Here is a 15,922-nt window from a genome sequence, read left to right on the forward strand (position 1 = left end):
AGCGATACCCTCAACAGAATGCACACATCCCTCCGGTTATTGAAACGAAGCAGTTAAGCTAATCATATTGACGACCGGGGAAGCCAGGGGCTGTCGACTCGCACAGTATCCCGGTGATCGAGTCCCTGGATAAGATGCAGTGCACTGAGACGGCCAATTTCATAATGCGGCAACTGTATCGTCGACAGCGGCGGTAAAAACAACTCACCGGTGCCCACCATATTGTCATAGCCCAGCACAGCGACGTCCTGCGGAATGCGCAGCCCACGGCCCAGCAATACCTGGTAGATAACAAAAGCCACGCGGTCATTCCCGCAAACCACAGCATCAAATATCGGTCGCGCGCCATGGATATAGCGGCCGACAATCTCCGCTGCATCAATATGGTGGCTTTCGCCGGGTGGGAGATAATGGTGGAGCATGGCATCAGGGTCAACCCCCACCTCACGACAGGCGCGCTCCATTCCCGCCCGGCGGCGATCGGTCGCCACAATCCCTTTCGGCAGGTGGATGCACAGCAGCCGACGATAGCCTGCGGCTAATAGCGCCTTCACGCCAAGGTATTGCCCTTGCTCATCATCAGGAATATAGGTGGGAAAAGGACCACTGATGCTTTCGCAGTTTGCCAGCACGCAGCGATACTTATGCAGCTTTTCCGGTACCGGAACCTGACGCAACCCCATCGCGGTATAGATAATGCCGTCAGGGCGATGCGCCAGCAGCAGATCCACCATTTTCTCTGGCTGGTCATTGCTGAACATATTCACCACAAAGCTATTCCAACCGTGCGCCCGCGCGGTCTCTTCGATAGAGAGCGTTATCTCCACGGAAAATGGCGTGGTCATGGTGTCCAGCGCTAACACCCCGATAGTGTTAGCCGTGGTTTTCGCGCCACGAATTTTTTTCGCGGAGAGATCGGAGACATACCCCAGCGCATCTACCGCTTCCATCACCTTTTTATAGGTTTCTGGCCGCAGTCTCTCGGGCTCGTTAATCGCTCGTGATACGGTCATTAACGAGACGTTAGCCCGTTGCGCCACATCCTTTAAAGATGCCATACCCTCTCCTTTAACGGCGTTCACCTTGCCGGGTCTGAAAATGCGATCTTGATAACACTCGCAAAATGTTAACGTTAACTTTTGTGATTAACATCGATATTACCATCAATTCTGCGAGAAAGCTGAGAATGTTAACGTTACCTTCTACTCAATTCACTGACAGGGACACGCAAATGACGTCATTACTCTTAACGGCCAATAAGGCCCTAAACCAGCAAAAAGATCGTATCAATCCGCGCTGGTATCCGTGCTATCACCTCGCCCCTCCGGCGGGCTGGATGAATGACCCTAACGGCCTCTCCTGGTTTGATGGTTACTACCATGCGTTCTATCAGCACTATCCGTGGCAACCGGTTTGGGGGCCGATGCACTGGGGCCATGCGCGCAGCCGCGATATGGTGAACTGGGAGCACCTACCCATCGCACTGGCCCCCGAAGGGCCAGAGGATAAAGACGGCTGTTTTTCCGGTTCAGCGGTGGTTGACGGCAATAAACTGGCCCTGATCTACACCGGGCACAAATTCGACGGCGAGGCAAAAGAGGAAAACCTGTATCAGGTGCAATGTCTGGCCACCAGCACCGATGGAGTTCTCTTTGAACGCCAGGGCATGATTCTGGATACCCCGCAGGGCGTTCACCATTTTCGCGATCCGAAAGTCTGGCGAGAGGGAGACAGTTGGTACATGGTTGTGGGCGCCCGGGTCGATGACGTGGGCGAAGTACAGCTCTATCGTTCGCAGGATCTGCAGCACTGGCAGTTTGCGAGCACGCTTGCCCAGGCCAATGACGGCATGGGCTACATGTGGGAGTGCCCGGACCTCTTCCCGCTGGACGATAAGCTCGTCTTCATGTTCTCGCCGCAGGGTATCGCCGCCGACGGCTACGATTACCGTAACCTGTTCCAGAGCGGCTATATGGTCGGCGAATGGCAGGATAACCATCAGTTCCACGTGACCCACCCCTTCCGGGAGATGGATCACGGGCATGATTTTTACGCCCCTCAGTCATTTTTCACACCGGACGGTCGCCGCGTGGTGATCGGTTGGCTATCGATGTGGGAGTCGCCGATGCCAGAACAGGCCGACGGCTGGGCGGGCATGCTTACTCTTCCCCGGGAAGTGACGCTCGATGCAGATTTGCGTCTGCGCATGAACCCGGTCAAAGAGCTGGAGTCATTACGCGGTCAGCTTCATGTCTGGCCGGTCAGCGACCTGAACAATCGCACCCTGATGGTAGAAGAACAGGCGCATGCTCTCGAAGTCGAACTGAGCCTCGATATCGCCCGCAGCCACGCTGAACAATACGGCATCGCGCTGGGTGACGGGCTGCGCGTCTTCGTCGATACCCAGGCTCAGCGTCTGGTGCTGGAACGCCGCTATCCGCAACACGGCCTGTTGGGCTGCCGTAGCGTACCGCTGCCCGCCAATGATGTGCTGGACCTGCGCCTGTTTATCGATAGTTCGTCGGTAGAAGTCTTTGTTAATCACGGCGAGTACACCCTCAGCAGCCGTATTTATCCTGAACCGGACGATCGCCAACTGACCTTATTTAGCCAGAACGGACACGCCATTTTTAATAACGGGCATGCCTGGCCGCTCGCCGCCAAATAACCACCCGTCTCACTGCTTTGGGGAAAAATAATGACAATCTGGACGCTCGGAGATGCCGTGGTGGATTTGCTACCGCGCGACAATATGCAGTTTGAAGCCTGTGCGGGAGGCGCGCCCTTCAATGTGGCCATCGGCGTCGCCCGCCTCGGCCATGACAGCGGCTTTATCGGCCGCGTAGGCAATGACGCCTTCGGCCGCTTTCTGCACCAAACGCTGGTGACAGCGCAGGTGGACACCAAAAGCCTGGAGTTTGATCCGAAGCGACACACCAGCACCGTACTGGTGTCGCTGGATCCTGACGGTGAGCGGCAATTTGATTTTCTGGTCAATCCATCTGCCGATCAGTTTCTCAGCCCGGCGAGCCTGCCCGACTTTGGCCGCGATATTCTGCACTTCTGCTCGCTGGCGCTGGTCGCCCCTGACTGCCGAGCCACGCTTACCCAGGCGATGGCTGCTATGCGCCAGGCCGGTGGCACGCTAAGCTTCGACATCAATCTGCGTCCGCAAATGTGGAGCAATGAGACGCAGATGTTTGACCAGGTGAGCGACTTCGCGCGGCAGAGCGACATACTGAAGATGTCGGAGGAAGAACTGCTTTGGCTAACACAGACCGATGATTTGAACACCGCCTGCGAGCGCCTGACTGGTTTTCCCGCACGCCTGAAAATCATCACCCGCGGTGCCGATGGCGCTATCGCTTTCTGGCAAAACCATAGGCTGATTTTAAGCGGCTATCACGTCGAAAGCATTGATACCACCGGAGCAGGTGATGCCTTTATGGCCGGGCTGCTGGCGGCGCTTGCTGGTGCAGGTTGGCCTGCGTCAACGGCGGCGTTGTCCTCCCTTCTCGAGCAGGCCAGCGCCTGCGGTGCTCTGGCAACTACCCAGCGTGGCGCGCTTAGCGCGTTCCCCAACAACCAACAGCTGAGCCGCTTTATTCAGTCACAACCTTCACTAAACAGAACGATAAACCCGTAATACCGAGCACGCGTTACGTCGCGGCAGCAAGACCTTACAATGACCTAATCTGGATTGGAAAAACATGAAAATAACGATGCCGTTCAGTAATGATAAATACCGGTATTCCTCCGGGTATCTGCTCTTTTTCTTTGCCGCCTGGTCGCTGTGGTGGTCTTTTTATGCCATATGGCTAAAAAGCAAATTAGGCCTGTCCGGAACGGAGCTGGGAATGTTGTATGCCGTAAACCAGTTTTTCAGCATGCTGTTTATGCTGGGCTACGGTTTTCTGCAGGATAAGCTCGGTACCCGCAAGCCCCTTATCTGGATGATGGGGACTGTCATCACGCTCAGCGGTCCGTTCCTGATTTATGTTTATGAACCGCTGCTGGTCTCCAACTTCAAGCTTGGCATGGTACTAGGCGCCATTTTCTTTGGTCTTGGCTATCTCGCCGGTTGCGGTCTGGTGGAAAGCTTCGTCGAGAAAGTGAGCCGCAAATTCAACTTTGAATTCGGCACCGCCCGCTTCTGGGGATCGCTTGGCTACGCCGCAGGGACGTTTGTGGGTGGCATCTTCTTCAGTATCAACCCGCACATTAACTTCTGGTGTGTGTCGGTCATGGGGGTGTTATTCCTGGTGATTAACGTGGTGTTCAAAACCAACGCACCGGCCCCGGCATCCGCGGATACACGTTCGCCCGAGCCAGACGCGCTGACCCGAAAGGATTTTCTCACCATCTTTAAAGATTCGCAGTTCTGGTTTTTCGTTATCTTTGTCGTCGGCACCTGGTCGTTCTATAGCATCTACGATCAGCAGATGTTCCCGGTGTTTTACGCCAGCTTATTTGACGACCCTGAACTGGCTCCGCGCGTCTACGGCTACCTCAACTCAGTACAGGTGTTTATGGAAGCCGTTGGCATGGCGATGATTCCATTCCTGATTAACCGCATTGGGCCTAAATCCGCATTGCTGCTGGGTGGCACAATCATGACCTGCCGAATCCTGGGCTCTGCGTTGTTCACTGATATCTATATTATTTCCTTAATCAAAATGCTGCACGCGCTGGAAGTCCCACTGTTTGTTATTTCAGTTTTTAAATTCAGCGTCGCAAATTTTGATAAGCGCCTATCGTCAACGATATACCTGATTGGCTTTAATATTGCCAGTTCCATTGGCATCATCGTGCTGTCGCTGCCTGTCGGTAAGCTGTTTGATATGGTGGGCTATCAGGAAATTTTCCTGATTATGGCCAGCATTGTGGTAATAACGCTGATATTTGGCTTCTTCTCGCTGAGTAAAAAGCATCATCAGCAGGAGGGCGGGAATGAACTCGTAATGGAATAGCAAAGTTTAGTTTATACCGCGACAGGGCCACTGGCCCTGTCGTACATCCCCAACATCAAGTACAAACTGTCGGTGAGCTCAGGCATGTTTCAGCCAGTTCCGGAAAATTTGCGCTTGCAGTATCCTCTGAAAATCAATCAGCCCAGAGCAACCCAGTTTCTTGATCAAATTCTGCCTGGCCTGATAAATCGTTTTTAAGTGTAGATTTAACAGGGCAGATATCTCAAAAATGGTTCTCCCCTCCCCTAACTGCGTTAAAATATATTTATCCCGCGCGGTCAATGAGATATTTAGCTCTGATTGATTTTCGTGATTACTAGCAAAACCAGTAATATCAATAATAAACTGTTTGAGTGTGGCAACGCTAATATCTATCGGCAATCTGTAAAATGAAATCTCATTGAGATACTGATACAGATGGCCATCGATCAGCAGCACCAACCGGTGCGTATTCAGATCGTAATTTTGCTTTTTTACCGCCTCAAAGTGATTAGCGGTGAAGAACACTAGCCGCGCCTTGTCATCTTCAAAAACGATATCGGCAATGATGTTCTTTAATCCTTGCCTGATAAAAATATCATCAACCCATAATTCCGCGTTTCCAGCATGTTCCTGAATTATGTTCATTTTTATGGCCCCAATGAAAAATCACCATTGACCTAACCGGGCTGCGCAGTTTTATCGGGCTGAAGATGGGCCAGAATCTGCGCATAGATATCGGTTAATATCACATTTTTCTCATTCTTCAACTGCGTACTAAATGCCTGAGCAAGAATATCGTTGTTTATATAACCCTGTTTTAACATTACTTTTCGCTCTACATCCTTATATAGCGCGCAGCGGAAAATATAATTCTCCGGAATTGAATTAGCCATATCCCCCCCATAGAAATGCATTTATAAAAAAGAGGCTGCTGTGCATAGTCTTAATCTAAAAAGCGAAGCAGTAGAGTTTGCTGCATATAACAAAGTTGATTATTATTTTAATATAATAACAAATTAAACGTCATCAGCTGTATAACGCAACACTATTTCCAGGGTTTTTCTTATAATATCAGCCTGGACAACATCAGTTGTCGATTCCAGAGAACCGATCAGGCTTAAAATAATGTTTTTATTGTTAACATTATCACCTGCTAAAATAACATTTGTCACCGCCTGACCCAGTACCACCGACTCATCGGCTAAAAGCTCACCGGCATTGTGGAAATAACTTGATAACGCTTTATCCGCCATAACACTGTGGACATTAATTTCATGAAGCATAGTAACCTCGCTTGTATAGTCTGGAAAATTATCTTTAATGTAATTTAGGTTTTTTGCTGGCACTGAAATCACTCTCATCAATAGTTCTGTCCGGTTTTATTTTTATTTTGTCCGGATTAAAATTTGTGAATTCATTGATAACGCTTTCAATTAGTTGTTTGCGTGTCCTGTCCATTTCACCGGCCTGCATAAGTCGCAATTGCTTAATCAGTACCATTAAAGAAACGTCTGTATGCATGCGTAAAATTTCTAGCACAGCCAAACCTGTAATTTCATGTTTCAAGCGTTCACTGTCAGGTTTCTTCATAACTCCTTCACTACTTACCCATTATCTTATTAGGGTTTTCATTTATTCAAAAAGCAGGCCGATCAACGCATTGTAATGTTTCTGTTCGTTCTCTCCTGATGCTTTTTCAAGACGATGAAGAAGTTTGGTGCACAGTGATTTGCGGCTGAGATTGCGCCCATCTTTTAGGATCTCAGTAACGATTTCGCCCAAGGTTTCCTGCTGGGTAGGAAGATGCGCTTTAGCAAAGTAACGAGAAATCGCGCCTGCGGAATCAGTAAGAACAGTATGCTGCTGCATGTACTTCTCCTGTAACAAAATGCTGGTGAATATTAAGTTTTATAACAGTAGCAAAGTTGTACCGAAAATGTGTACAACGTGATGAATTAATTTTTACCATAATATGCTAATTGTTTTAAATCAAATAGTTATAATAATTACAACTTACTTAAAACACTGAACGCATTGTACAAATCGATCCTCACCCAGGGTAGGCTTTATCTTCATAAGGTCTTTAAAATGTGAAATTAAAGTTAGAATAAAGTATTAAAATCACGACATAATCAGGTTTGTCTGATACTGTCCATACTTCTTCTTCCCGCTTATAGTCCCGGAATTTCCATGCTCACAACCATAATTTATCGTAGCCATCTACGTGATGACGCACCTCTTAAAGCGCTTGAAGATATGGTGACAGCCGCAAATATTAAAAACAGACTCTCAGATGTTACGGGGATCTTACTCTTTAATGGTCGCCACTTTTTCCAACTGCTTGAAGGCCCTGAGGAGCAGGTAAAAGAGATCTATCGTTGTATTTGTAATGATCCACGACACCACAATGTCGTTGAGCTGATGTGTGATTACGCTCCAGCGAGAAGATTTGGAAAAGTGGGGATGGAGTTATTTGATTTACAAAGACATGAGCGCAATGACGTCCTGCAAGCCGTGCTGAATAAGGGAACATCGAAGTTTCAGCTCACCTATGATGACAGGGCATTACAGTTTTTCCGCACATTTGTCCTTGCGACAGACAAGTCGAGCTATTTTGAAATACCCGCACCTGATTACTGGAGTTTTATTACCGACAATACTTGTACCCTCCTGGATGAAGACACATTTCCCTCCGATGCAGATTTCAGCTTTGCTTTTCAACCTATTATCGATCCTATGTCGCAGCGAGTCATCGCACTGGAAGCGCTTATCCGCGGTAAAGACGGTGATACCCCCACAACATATTTTGGCAGCTTAAAACCTGAGGATGTGTATTCTGCAGACCTGCAGAGTAAAAAGACAGCCTTTGCGATGGCAAGCGCGCTGGGACTTAATGGCAAAATGTTGTCAGTCAATCTGCTCCCCATGACCCTGGTAAACGAACCCGATGCAGTGAGTTTTCTTATAGACGAAATCACGGCGCATGGACTGGTACCTGAGCAAATCATTGTAGAGTTTACCGAAAGTGAAGTTATTTCGCGCTTTGATACGTTCTCGCAGGCCGTGAAGTCACTCAAGGCTGCGGGAATATGTGTAGCGATAGATCATTTTGGCGCAGGTTTTGCCGGGCTTCAGCTTCTGTCTCGTTTTCAACCCGACCGAATTAAGATCAGCCGCGAGCTCATCACTGATGTGCATAAAAGTGGACCACGGCAGGCCATCATTCAGGCAATTATCAAATGCTGCGCTTCACTGGAGATTATGATTTCCGCAGTCGGCGTTGAAAAACCTGAAGAGTGGATGTGGCTTGAATCCGCGGGCATTGAAATCTTCCAGGGCAACCTTTTTGCACAAGCCTGCCTGAATGGAACACCGTCTGTTGCATGGCCTGAGAAAAAATAATTCCCCATCGTTACTAAATTCAACTAACTGTTCTTTAACAAAAATATCCCCCACACGCCTTCATGTTGAATATAAATTTCAGCATTTGCGCCATACATGATAGTAAAGTAAATCTTAATTTTGCTAGAATCATATGTCAGTTTTGTACAATTTGATGCATGTTGTACAAACTGACAGGAATTGCATATCGGTGACGGAGAATCGGGAATGTTTGGGGGAGTTATGGCGTATTACAGTATTGGGGATGTCGCAGAACGTTGCGGGATAAATCCTGTCACTCTCCGGGCATGGCAGCGGCGTTACGGTTTACTCAAACCCCAGCGCAGCGAAGGTGGTCACCGACTCTTTGATGAAGAAGATATCCAACGTATAGAGGAAATAAAACGTTGGATTAACAATGGCACGCCTGTTGGCAAAGTTAAAGCATTGCTCGAAACCAGCACTCGTGAAACTGACGACGACTGGAATCAACTGCAAGAAGAGATGATGGGCATTCTTCGCATGGTGAACCCGCCGAAACTTCGAGCCAAAATTATCTCACTCGGTCGTGTCTACCCAGTTGAAGCATTAATTGATCACGTTTTTCTTCCCGTACGTCAACGGCTGATGCTTGACCATAATACATCCCGCATTATGAACAGTATGCTTGACGGTGCATTGATTGAATATGTTGCAACACTGCTGTCTGAGACGCGACGCAAATCAGGGAAAGATGCCATCCTGATGGCCTGGGATGTTGAAGACAGAACTCGTTTATGGCTCGAATCCTGGCGATTATCGCAATCAGGCTGGCATATTGCCGTGCTTGCTGAACCCATTGAAACACCAAGACCAGAACTTTTCCCAGGGCAAACGCTTTTTGTCTGGACCGGTATTACGCCAACCCGAAGACAAAATGAGCTGCTACAACACTGGAATGAGCAAGGTTACAAAGTCATTTTCCACTGTCCGTAACTATCGAGGGTGGCCATAACAGCATCATAATGTTGATGCCCCCAAAATAGGTGGGTTATCACTTGCTCATTTTTTCACACTGAAGAGAACAGATCTTACAAATTCTGATTTATGATGCTTATTTTGAGTGCCATCGAACGAATCAATTGTCCCTTTTCACCTGTCTTAACCCGCGCGTAGCACAGAAAAAAAACAAAATACTCACCCATTGGTATTATTGTTTTGTAGACGCCATCACCTTTTTCATAAGTAAACTTCATTAGTCCAACTGGCGTAGGCCTAATACTTATTCTAGGGTTAAATCATGTCTTCTTATGCCACATTGTTGTTTTTCTAAGGTAATAAATGTGGTTATTTGAAAAAGGTATAGGATATGGCCCTGGTCTTAAACAAACGCTTAATTCTTTGTTGCTGCGCCTTTTCCATTATTCCTGTGGCTCATGCAGCAACCGTTAATGGAACATTTCAGGTACTGATGACGATTCAAAAGGCCTGTACCGTGACCGCCGGTTCGGCTTCAAATATCACTCTTGGACCAGTGAATACCACGGCAACGAATACTAGCGCAAGCAACACGATTTCGGTTAATTGCTCAAAGACCACGCCTTATTTTATCGGTCTGGCGCCGTCAGCCGCTAATGGAGGGACGACGACAGGCTCAGGTGCCATGTCCTCCGTGGCTAATGCTGCCTCCAATACTGATAAAGTGCCCTATCAACTAAATCGTACATCAGCAACAGGTCCGGTGTGGGGGAACACAGCCACCGACACTGCGCCGGGAAACGGCGTAGCAGCTACGGGGACCGGCCTGGCGCAAATTTATACTGTTTATGCCACCGCACCGAGCGCCAACTTCACTCCTGACGACTATGCCGACACGGTAACAGTTAACGTTAACTACTAACTTCAGGAAACCACATGAAAGTAAAACTGCCTGTTGCGCAGTATGCCTGCGCATGCCTGTTAGGGATGGTTGCGAACGTCAACTTTGCCTCCGCCAGCGGATTGCAAATCGCACCGGTCACGTTGACGCTGCAAGCGACGCAAAATGCCGATGGTATCTGGCTGAGTAACGCAGGTGAAAATGTGCTTAATGCCCAGGTTCGGGTTTTTCGCTGGAGCCAAAGCGCTTACGACGACAAACTTTCGCCCTCTCAGGGGCTGGTCATTAGTCCGCCGATGCTGGCATTGGCCCCCGGAGAACGTCAATTGATTCGCGTTATTCGAACGGGGCCACCCTCGACACAGGCAGAAGACGCTTATCGGTTATCGATAGATGAGTTGCCGCCTGCAAAAGTTGAGAAAAACAAGCTTCAATTTGTACTGCGTTATTCCGTCCCCGTTTTCATCCAACCGGCATCATCTGCGCAAACGCAGGCAAAACTGCAATGGAAATTACAACAACTGGATGGCAAAAAATTTATTGAAGTCAGCAACCTGGGAAATGGTCATGCACAATTATCTGCGGCAACTTTTATAAGCCCTGGCGGGGCTAAAAAAGTCATTACACCCGGACTGTTAGGCTACGTTTTGCCCGGCTCAACAATGCGCTGGATAGTCTCTCCGTCAGCCAGTGATACGCATTATGGCGGGAAAGTCGAAGTAACAATCAATGGCCAAAAAACAGTACAAGACCTTTAACAGATCCTGGCTTCTGCTGAACTATTGCTTTCTCAATGGGGTATTAATTTCGGGAATGGTTTGCGCACAAACGCAGAACAATCACCAGAATGAAAACGGTGTTATTAATGGCGCATCGCGACTTGTGGGTATCGATCTGTATCTCGACGTCACCTTAAATGGAAATTCCGTTGGACTGGTGCATCTGGGTTACGATGATCGAAAGTTCTATGCAGGAGCAGACACCCTACGAAAAATGGGCTTTCGCTTTGCGCCAGACGCCACTCATGTCGTCTGCCTGAACGATATCCCTCAGCTTACCATAGACTACAACGCTCAGTTGCAAACGCTTTCGCTTACCGCCCCGCTGAGTTCACTCAATCTTGCGACCACGCAGCTTAGCTCGCCCACAGAAACCGCGCCGACGGCGACAACCTCACGCGGAGCGCTGCTCAATTACGATATCTATAGCCAACAGGGTGATGAAAGCGCAATCAATACCTTCAGCGAACTTCGCGCCTTCAGTGCCGCAGGCGTACTCAGCACGACCCAGTTGACACAGTATTCCACCGAGGAATATGCAAATAACAGCGTTGAGCGCCTTGATACCAGCTGGCGTACATCATTTCCCGAAACGATGTTGGCGATAACCGCTGGCGATACCCTGACCAGTTCACTTATCTGGTCTCGGCCGACGCGTATCGGCGGCATTCAGATTGGAACTGATTTTGGTCTGCAGCCCTATATGCCAACTACACCCCTCCCTGCTTATCTGGGCTCTGCAACATTGCCGTCAAACGTAGAGCTGTACGTCGATGGCGTCAGGTACTATAACGGAGAAGTCCCTGCCGGTAGCTTTCAGATCAATACCCTGCCTAACATCAGCGGCGCGGGAACGGGTCAGGTGATGATGACAGACGCGTTGGGCAGAACGAGCGTACAAAATTTCTCGTTCTACAACGATCAACAACTTCTGCGAGAAGGATTAACCGCCTGGTCGGCTGAGTTAGGCGCGGTACGCGAAAACTATGGTTACTCCTCTTTCGATTATGCCAGCGCACCGGTATTGAGTGGTACATGGCGTCGCGGGTTTAGCAATACGTTCACCGCCGGAACTCACGCGGAAACCAGCGATGGACTGATTAACGCAGGCTTTAGTAACGACTGGATCCCGGGAACCCGCAGCGGCACATTTTCGACGTCACTTGCCGCAAGCACCGATTCAGGGCAGAACGGATTTCTGTACAGTTTTGGTTATCGTTGGTCCGGCGAACGGTTTAATTTCAGTACCAGTACAACGGCAACTTCTGGTGATTATCGCGATGTCGCCACCCATTATGGTGAGCCGCCTCCAACGCTTAACAGCAACACGGTCATTGGCTATTCGCTGGAATCTGCCGGTAACGTCAGCCTGAGTTACCTGCAGTTTCGTTACCCGCACGAAAATGCGGTGCGCTATGCTAACGCCAGCTGGTTCAAATCAGTTACAGACAACATCTCACTGAACGCCGGACTCAATCAGAACATTGACGACAACCGCGATCGCAGTCTTTATTTGATGGTAACGATTACCACTGATCACAATCTGAGCGCCAGCAGCACGCTACAACGCACCAACGATGAAACCAGCTACCAGCTCAACGCCAGCAAGACGCCCCCTGCCGACGGCGGTTGGGGCTGGAATCTGGCCACCAGTCAGCAAGCTTCCCGGCAAAGCGGTCAGGGCGAAGTCGGATATCTGGGGCGTTATGGCAAAGCGTACGCGGGATTCAGCTGTTTACCGCATAACCATTATGGCTATGCTGGCGCAACCGGATCGCTGGTAACCATGGGGGGCGGCCTGTTTGCAGCACGGGAAATCAATAATGGTTTTGCCGTCGTATCCACTGACGGCGTTCCTGATGTTCCGATTAAATTGCAAAATAACCTGATTGGCCGCAGCAACGACCAGGGACTACTGCTGGTCTCGCCGCTGAATAGCTATCAAAAAAACCTGATCAGTATTGACCCGATGGATCTACCCGCCAATATGCGGATCGCACGCGTCGAGGCGAACGCTACGCCTGCCGATCGTTCCGGCGCGTTGGTCAGCTTTGGCATCACTGCCGTACGCGCCGCGCAGATCCTTCTTGTCGACAATCAGGGTAACCCCATTCCCGAAGGCAGCATGGCTTATTCCGTCAGCGGAACGGGACAATCATCTGTCGTTGGCTTTGATGGGATGACCTGGTTCGACGCGCTGGAGCAGCACAATACGCTACGCGTTGATACGGACACTGGCAGTTGTCGCGTGCAATTTGACTATCCTGCGTCAACGAAAGGGATTGCGCAAATAGGACCGCTGGCTTGCCGACCACAATAACAGGAGTGCGCTCATGAGATTAAGACATCTGCTACTCATCGCTACCGTACTCTTTTGTCCGGCAATTAGCCATGCGGTGACCTGTTCGGTGAGCAATGTGCAGCCCATAAATTTGGGTTCGGTGAATCCGCTGTCGGCAACGGGCGCAACGTCATCAATGACGTTCAATTACACCTGCGCCAAAGAGCTTGGCGACGCGCTGGCAGGGATCAATCTCTGTTTTAATATTGGTGCCTCAGCCGTCAGTGGTCAGGTAACACCCCGGAATATGTCATTAAATGGAACACCTGCCCAAACGCTGGCATATCAGCTTTACCAGGATCCCGGACACACTAAAATCTGGGGGAGCCAGTATCAGTCGGGAACGACTTTCCCAATGGTTCAGCTTAACCTGCTGAATCTGACGCCAGTGACAGGCTCACTCACGGTATCAGCACAGATCGCCACGCCACAAACCTCAGCCGTTCCCGGTAACTATCAGGATACTTATACGACGGCGACAGCCTTTGTCACCCTCAATCCTGGATTACTTCTCCCGCCAACCACCTGTGGTGATACCGTTGCTGCCAGGCTTCCTTTCACGGTATCGGCGACCGTCAGCAAACAGTGCAACATCACCTCTGCTACCGACATTAGCTTTGCACCAGCCAGGGCAACCGGACGTAATCTAACGGCGTCAAATACCGTGGGCGTAGCATGTTCCAATAACACGCCCTACACCATCGGGCTTCAGCCCTCCAACGGTAATACAACAGGCAACGGCGTGATGACGGGCACGGGGTCAAATACGGACAAAGTCCCCTACCAGCTTAGCTCGACGCCAGGACCTTCCGGTACGGTCTGGGGCAATACTTCACTCAATACCGTTACGGGGAACGGTACAGGGACAACCACCTCCTACCCGGTTTACGCCACCGTTCCCAGTGCGAACTACACGCCTGACAGCTATGCCGATACCGTCACCATCGCTGTAACCTACTGACTTCAGCTTAAACGCAATAAAGCAAATACATTTTGTTATCATATTGTTTACTTTTAGAGGTGCGTCATAAATCTGACAAATTACGATTTTTATATATTCTGCATATTAAATTATCAGTCACGCAAAACAACCCAAATACAAGCAAAAACAAAGAATAATTATTCAATCATAAGTTAAAGACCATACTAATCATGGTGATAATCCGTGTTGGTTGGACAGACCGCCCTATGAAAAAAATGTTAAATTTAAGTTTATATGGTGAGATTCACTGTATACCACGGCCAAATTAAGAACATATTACTTTTATAACTAAGGTTTATCATGGATAAGTTATCTTACGCTTCAGATAGCAGCACATCTGCCTGGAATACCTACCTGCAACAAATCGAGCGTGTGGCCCCTTACCTGGGCGAACTTTCCCATTGGGTGGATACCCTGCGCCACCCAAAACGCGCGCTGATTGTCGATATACCGGTGCAGATGGATGACGGTACTATCCGTCATTTTGAAGGGTATCGCGTGCAACATAACCTCTCCCGTGGTCCGGGCAAAGGCGGTGTGCGTTATCATCCTGATGTTGATCTTAATGAAGTGATGGCTCTGTCCGCATGGATGACCATCAAATGCGCAGCGTTGAACCTGCCTTACGGCGGTGCAAAAGGCGGCGTGCGCGTCGATCCGTTCTCGCTGTCCGAAGGCGAACTGGAACGCTTGACCCGCCGTTATACCAGCGAAATTGGCATTATCATTGGGCCACAGAAAGACATTCCTGCGCCGGATGTAGGGACTAACGGAAAAGTAATGGCCTGGATGATGGACACCTACTCCATGAACCACGGCACCACTGTGACCAGCGTGGTCACCGGTAAGCCAATTCACCTCGGCGGCTCGTTAGGCCGTGATAAAGCCACCGGTCGTGGCGTTTTCGTCAGCGGTCTGGAAGTGGCGCGTCGTGCCAATATCGACGTTGAAGGTGCCCGCGTCGCGGTGCAAGGTTTTGGTAACGTTGGCAGCGAAGCAGCCAGACTGTTCGCGGCAGCTGGCGCACGCGTCGTCGCGATTCAGGATCACACCGCTACGCTGTTTAACACCACTGGAATCGACATGGCCGCGTTGTCTGCCTGGCAATTGGAGCACAAACAGATTGCCGGTTTCCCGGGCGCTGAAACCATTGCCAGCGAAGCCTTCTGGAGTCTGGAGATGGATATTCTGATCCCGGCTGCACTCGAAGGGCAGATCACCCGCCAACGCGCGGAAACGCTGACCTGTAAACTGGTACTCGAAGGTGCCAACGGTCCAACCTATCCGGACGCCGACGACGTTCTGGCAAACCGCGGTATCATCGTTGTCCCTGACGTGGTATGTAACGCCGGCGGCGTAACCGTCAGCTACTTCGAATGGGTTCAGGATATGGCAAGCTTCTTCTGGAGCGAAGAAGAGATCAACAATCGCATGGACAAAATTATGACCGATGCGATGGTGCACGTGTGGGAAAAAGCCGCAGAGAAATCCTGCTCCCTGCGTACTGCAGCCTACATCGTTGCCTGCGAACGCATTCTGCTGGCACGTAAAGATCGCGGAATTTATCCGGGCTAACGCCGAAATCAACCATGCCTCCACACCACCCGCTCTGCAGGTGGTGTGTTTTCC

At 49.8% G+C, this 15,922-nt stretch carries 16 protein-coding genes; 10 read left to right on the forward strand and 6 right to left on the reverse strand.

What is annotated here, in order from left to right:
* Positions 1–62 precede the first annotated feature (62 nt).
* On the reverse strand, positions 63–1,058 hold the full coding sequence (locus tag ACU8YC_RS03305) for a LacI family DNA-binding transcriptional regulator (protein ID WP_210905177.1): 996 nt from the start codon (positions 1,056–1,058) through the stop codon (positions 63–65).
* Positions 1,059–1,231: 173 nt separating this feature from the next.
* Between ACU8YC_RS03305 and ACU8YC_RS03310 the strand changes: the two genes are divergently transcribed.
* The 3 genes from ACU8YC_RS03310 (at position 1,232) to ACU8YC_RS03320 (ending at position 4,970) form a co-directional block, all read left to right on the forward strand.
* Positions 1,232–2,668, forward strand: a complete 1,437-nt coding sequence (locus ACU8YC_RS03310; RefSeq protein ID WP_446895003.1) for a glycoside hydrolase family 32 protein — start codon at positions 1,232–1,234, stop codon at positions 2,666–2,668.
* Positions 2,669–2,698: 30 nt separating this feature from the next.
* Entirely contained in the window at positions 2,699–3,646 is a 948-nt protein-coding gene (locus ACU8YC_RS03315) for an aminoimidazole riboside kinase (protein WP_151225541.1), read from the forward strand.
* Between the two features lie 64 nt (positions 3,647–3,710).
* Positions 3,711–4,970: an oligosaccharide MFS transporter gene (locus ACU8YC_RS03320; RefSeq protein ID WP_210905178.1), complete on the forward strand. Its 1,260-nt coding sequence runs from the start codon at positions 3,711–3,713 to the stop codon at positions 4,968–4,970.
* Positions 4,971–5,048: 78 nt separating this feature from the next.
* Here ACU8YC_RS03320 and ACU8YC_RS03325 read toward each other — a convergent pair whose 3' ends face one another.
* The 5 genes from ACU8YC_RS03325 to ycgZ all read right to left on the reverse strand — a co-directional run bounded on the left by ACU8YC_RS03325 (position 5,049) and on the right by ycgZ (position 6,821).
* Positions 5,049–5,597: a LuxR C-terminal-related transcriptional regulator gene (locus ACU8YC_RS03325; RefSeq protein WP_151219423.1), complete on the reverse strand. Its 549-nt coding sequence runs from the start codon at positions 5,595–5,597 to the stop codon at positions 5,049–5,051.
* A gap of 32 nt (positions 5,598–5,629) precedes the next feature.
* Positions 5,630–5,845, reverse strand: coding sequence for a hypothetical protein (locus tag ACU8YC_RS03330; RefSeq protein WP_151219424.1), 216 nt, complete (start codon positions 5,843–5,845; stop codon positions 5,630–5,632).
* A 123-nt stretch (positions 5,846–5,968) separates the two neighbouring features.
* Complete coding sequence (locus tag ACU8YC_RS03335; protein WP_151219425.1) at positions 5,969–6,235, reverse strand: biofilm/acid-resistance regulator YmgB/AriR; 267 nt, start codon at positions 6,233–6,235, stop codon at positions 5,969–5,971.
* A gap of 34 nt (positions 6,236–6,269) precedes the next feature.
* Entirely contained in the window at positions 6,270–6,542 is a 273-nt protein-coding gene (locus tag ACU8YC_RS03340; RefSeq protein ID WP_286539798.1) for a hypothetical protein, read from the reverse strand.
* 42 nt (positions 6,543–6,584) lie between these two features.
* Complete coding sequence (gene ycgZ, locus ACU8YC_RS03345; RefSeq protein ID WP_151219427.1) at positions 6,585–6,821, reverse strand: regulatory protein YcgZ; 237 nt, start codon at positions 6,819–6,821, stop codon at positions 6,585–6,587.
* A gap of 321 nt (positions 6,822–7,142) precedes the next feature.
* Between ycgZ and ACU8YC_RS03350 the strand changes: the two genes are divergently transcribed.
* The 7 genes from ACU8YC_RS03350 to ACU8YC_RS03380 all read left to right on the forward strand — a co-directional run bounded on the left by ACU8YC_RS03350 (position 7,143) and on the right by ACU8YC_RS03380 (position 15,868).
* Entirely contained in the window at positions 7,143–8,354 is a 1,212-nt protein-coding gene (locus tag ACU8YC_RS03350; protein ID WP_151219428.1) for a diguanylate phosphodiesterase, read from the forward strand.
* 222 nt (positions 8,355–8,576) lie between these two features.
* Complete coding sequence (locus tag ACU8YC_RS03355; protein ID WP_187253008.1) at positions 8,577–9,308, forward strand: MerR family transcriptional regulator; 732 nt, start codon at positions 8,577–8,579, stop codon at positions 9,306–9,308.
* A gap of 373 nt (positions 9,309–9,681) precedes the next feature.
* Positions 9,682–10,212 (forward strand): Csu type fimbrial protein, encoded by a 531-nt coding sequence (locus tag ACU8YC_RS03360; RefSeq protein ID WP_151219429.1) that lies wholly within the window; start codon positions 9,682–9,684, stop codon positions 10,210–10,212.
* A gap of 14 nt (positions 10,213–10,226) precedes the next feature.
* The gene (locus ACU8YC_RS03365; RefSeq protein ID WP_151219430.1) at positions 10,227–10,949 is read left to right on the forward strand and encodes a fimbrial biogenesis chaperone; all 723 of its coding nucleotides are present in this window, start codon (positions 10,227–10,229) and stop codon (positions 10,947–10,949) included.
* A 55-nt stretch (positions 10,950–11,004) separates the two neighbouring features.
* Entirely contained in the window at positions 11,005–13,290 is a 2,286-nt protein-coding gene (locus ACU8YC_RS03370; protein ID WP_446895161.1) for a fimbria/pilus outer membrane usher protein, read from the forward strand.
* A 13-nt stretch (positions 13,291–13,303) separates the two neighbouring features.
* Entirely contained in the window at positions 13,304–14,272 is a 969-nt protein-coding gene (locus ACU8YC_RS03375; protein ID WP_286544661.1) for a Csu type fimbrial protein, read from the forward strand.
* Positions 14,273–14,593: 321 nt separating this feature from the next.
* A complete protein-coding gene (locus tag ACU8YC_RS03380; RefSeq protein WP_151219432.1) occupies positions 14,594–15,868 on the forward strand; it encodes a Glu/Leu/Phe/Val family dehydrogenase in 1,275 nt (424 codons plus the stop codon).
* Positions 15,869–15,922: the final 54 nt, after the last annotated feature.

It is taken from the genome of Citrobacter sp. VF227 (genome assembly GCF_052950715.1).

Coding starts and splice junctions, on each gene's coding strand:
- ACU8YC_RS03305 (WP_210905177.1), bottom strand. CDS start 1,058: ATGGCATCTTTAAAGGATGTGGCGCAACGGGCTAACGTCTCGTTAATG.
- ACU8YC_RS03310 (WP_446895003.1), top strand. CDS start 1,232: ATGACGTCATTACTCTTAACGGCCAATAAGGCCCTAAACCAGCAAAAA.
- ACU8YC_RS03315 (WP_151225541.1), top strand. CDS start 2,699: ATGACAATCTGGACGCTCGGAGATGCCGTGGTGGATTTGCTACCGCGC.
- ACU8YC_RS03320 (WP_210905178.1), top strand. CDS start 3,711: ATGAAAATAACGATGCCGTTCAGTAATGATAAATACCGGTATTCCTCC.
- ACU8YC_RS03325 (WP_151219423.1), bottom strand. CDS start 5,597: ATGAACATAATTCAGGAACATGCTGGAAACGCGGAATTATGGGTTGAT.
- ACU8YC_RS03330 (WP_151219424.1), bottom strand. CDS start 5,845: ATGGCTAATTCAATTCCGGAGAATTATATTTTCCGCTGCGCGCTATAT.
- ACU8YC_RS03335 (WP_151219425.1), bottom strand. CDS start 6,235: ATGCTTCATGAAATTAATGTCCACAGTGTTATGGCGGATAAAGCGTTA.
- ACU8YC_RS03340 (WP_286539798.1), bottom strand. CDS start 6,542: ATGAAGAAACCTGACAGTGAACGCTTGAAACATGAAATTACAGGTTTG.
- ycgZ (WP_151219427.1), bottom strand. CDS start 6,821: ATGCAGCAGCATACTGTTCTTACTGATTCCGCAGGCGCGATTTCTCGT.
- ACU8YC_RS03350 (WP_151219428.1), top strand. CDS start 7,143: ATGCTCACAACCATAATTTATCGTAGCCATCTACGTGATGACGCACCT.
- ACU8YC_RS03355 (WP_187253008.1), top strand. CDS start 8,577: ATGGCGTATTACAGTATTGGGGATGTCGCAGAACGTTGCGGGATAAAT.
- ACU8YC_RS03360 (WP_151219429.1), top strand. CDS start 9,682: ATGGCCCTGGTCTTAAACAAACGCTTAATTCTTTGTTGCTGCGCCTTT.
- ACU8YC_RS03365 (WP_151219430.1), top strand. CDS start 10,227: ATGAAAGTAAAACTGCCTGTTGCGCAGTATGCCTGCGCATGCCTGTTA.
- ACU8YC_RS03370 (WP_446895161.1), top strand. CDS start 11,005: ATGGTTTGCGCACAAACGCAGAACAATCACCAGAATGAAAACGGTGTT.
- ACU8YC_RS03375 (WP_286544661.1), top strand. CDS start 13,304: ATGAGATTAAGACATCTGCTACTCATCGCTACCGTACTCTTTTGTCCG.
- ACU8YC_RS03380 (WP_151219432.1), top strand. CDS start 14,594: ATGGATAAGTTATCTTACGCTTCAGATAGCAGCACATCTGCCTGGAAT.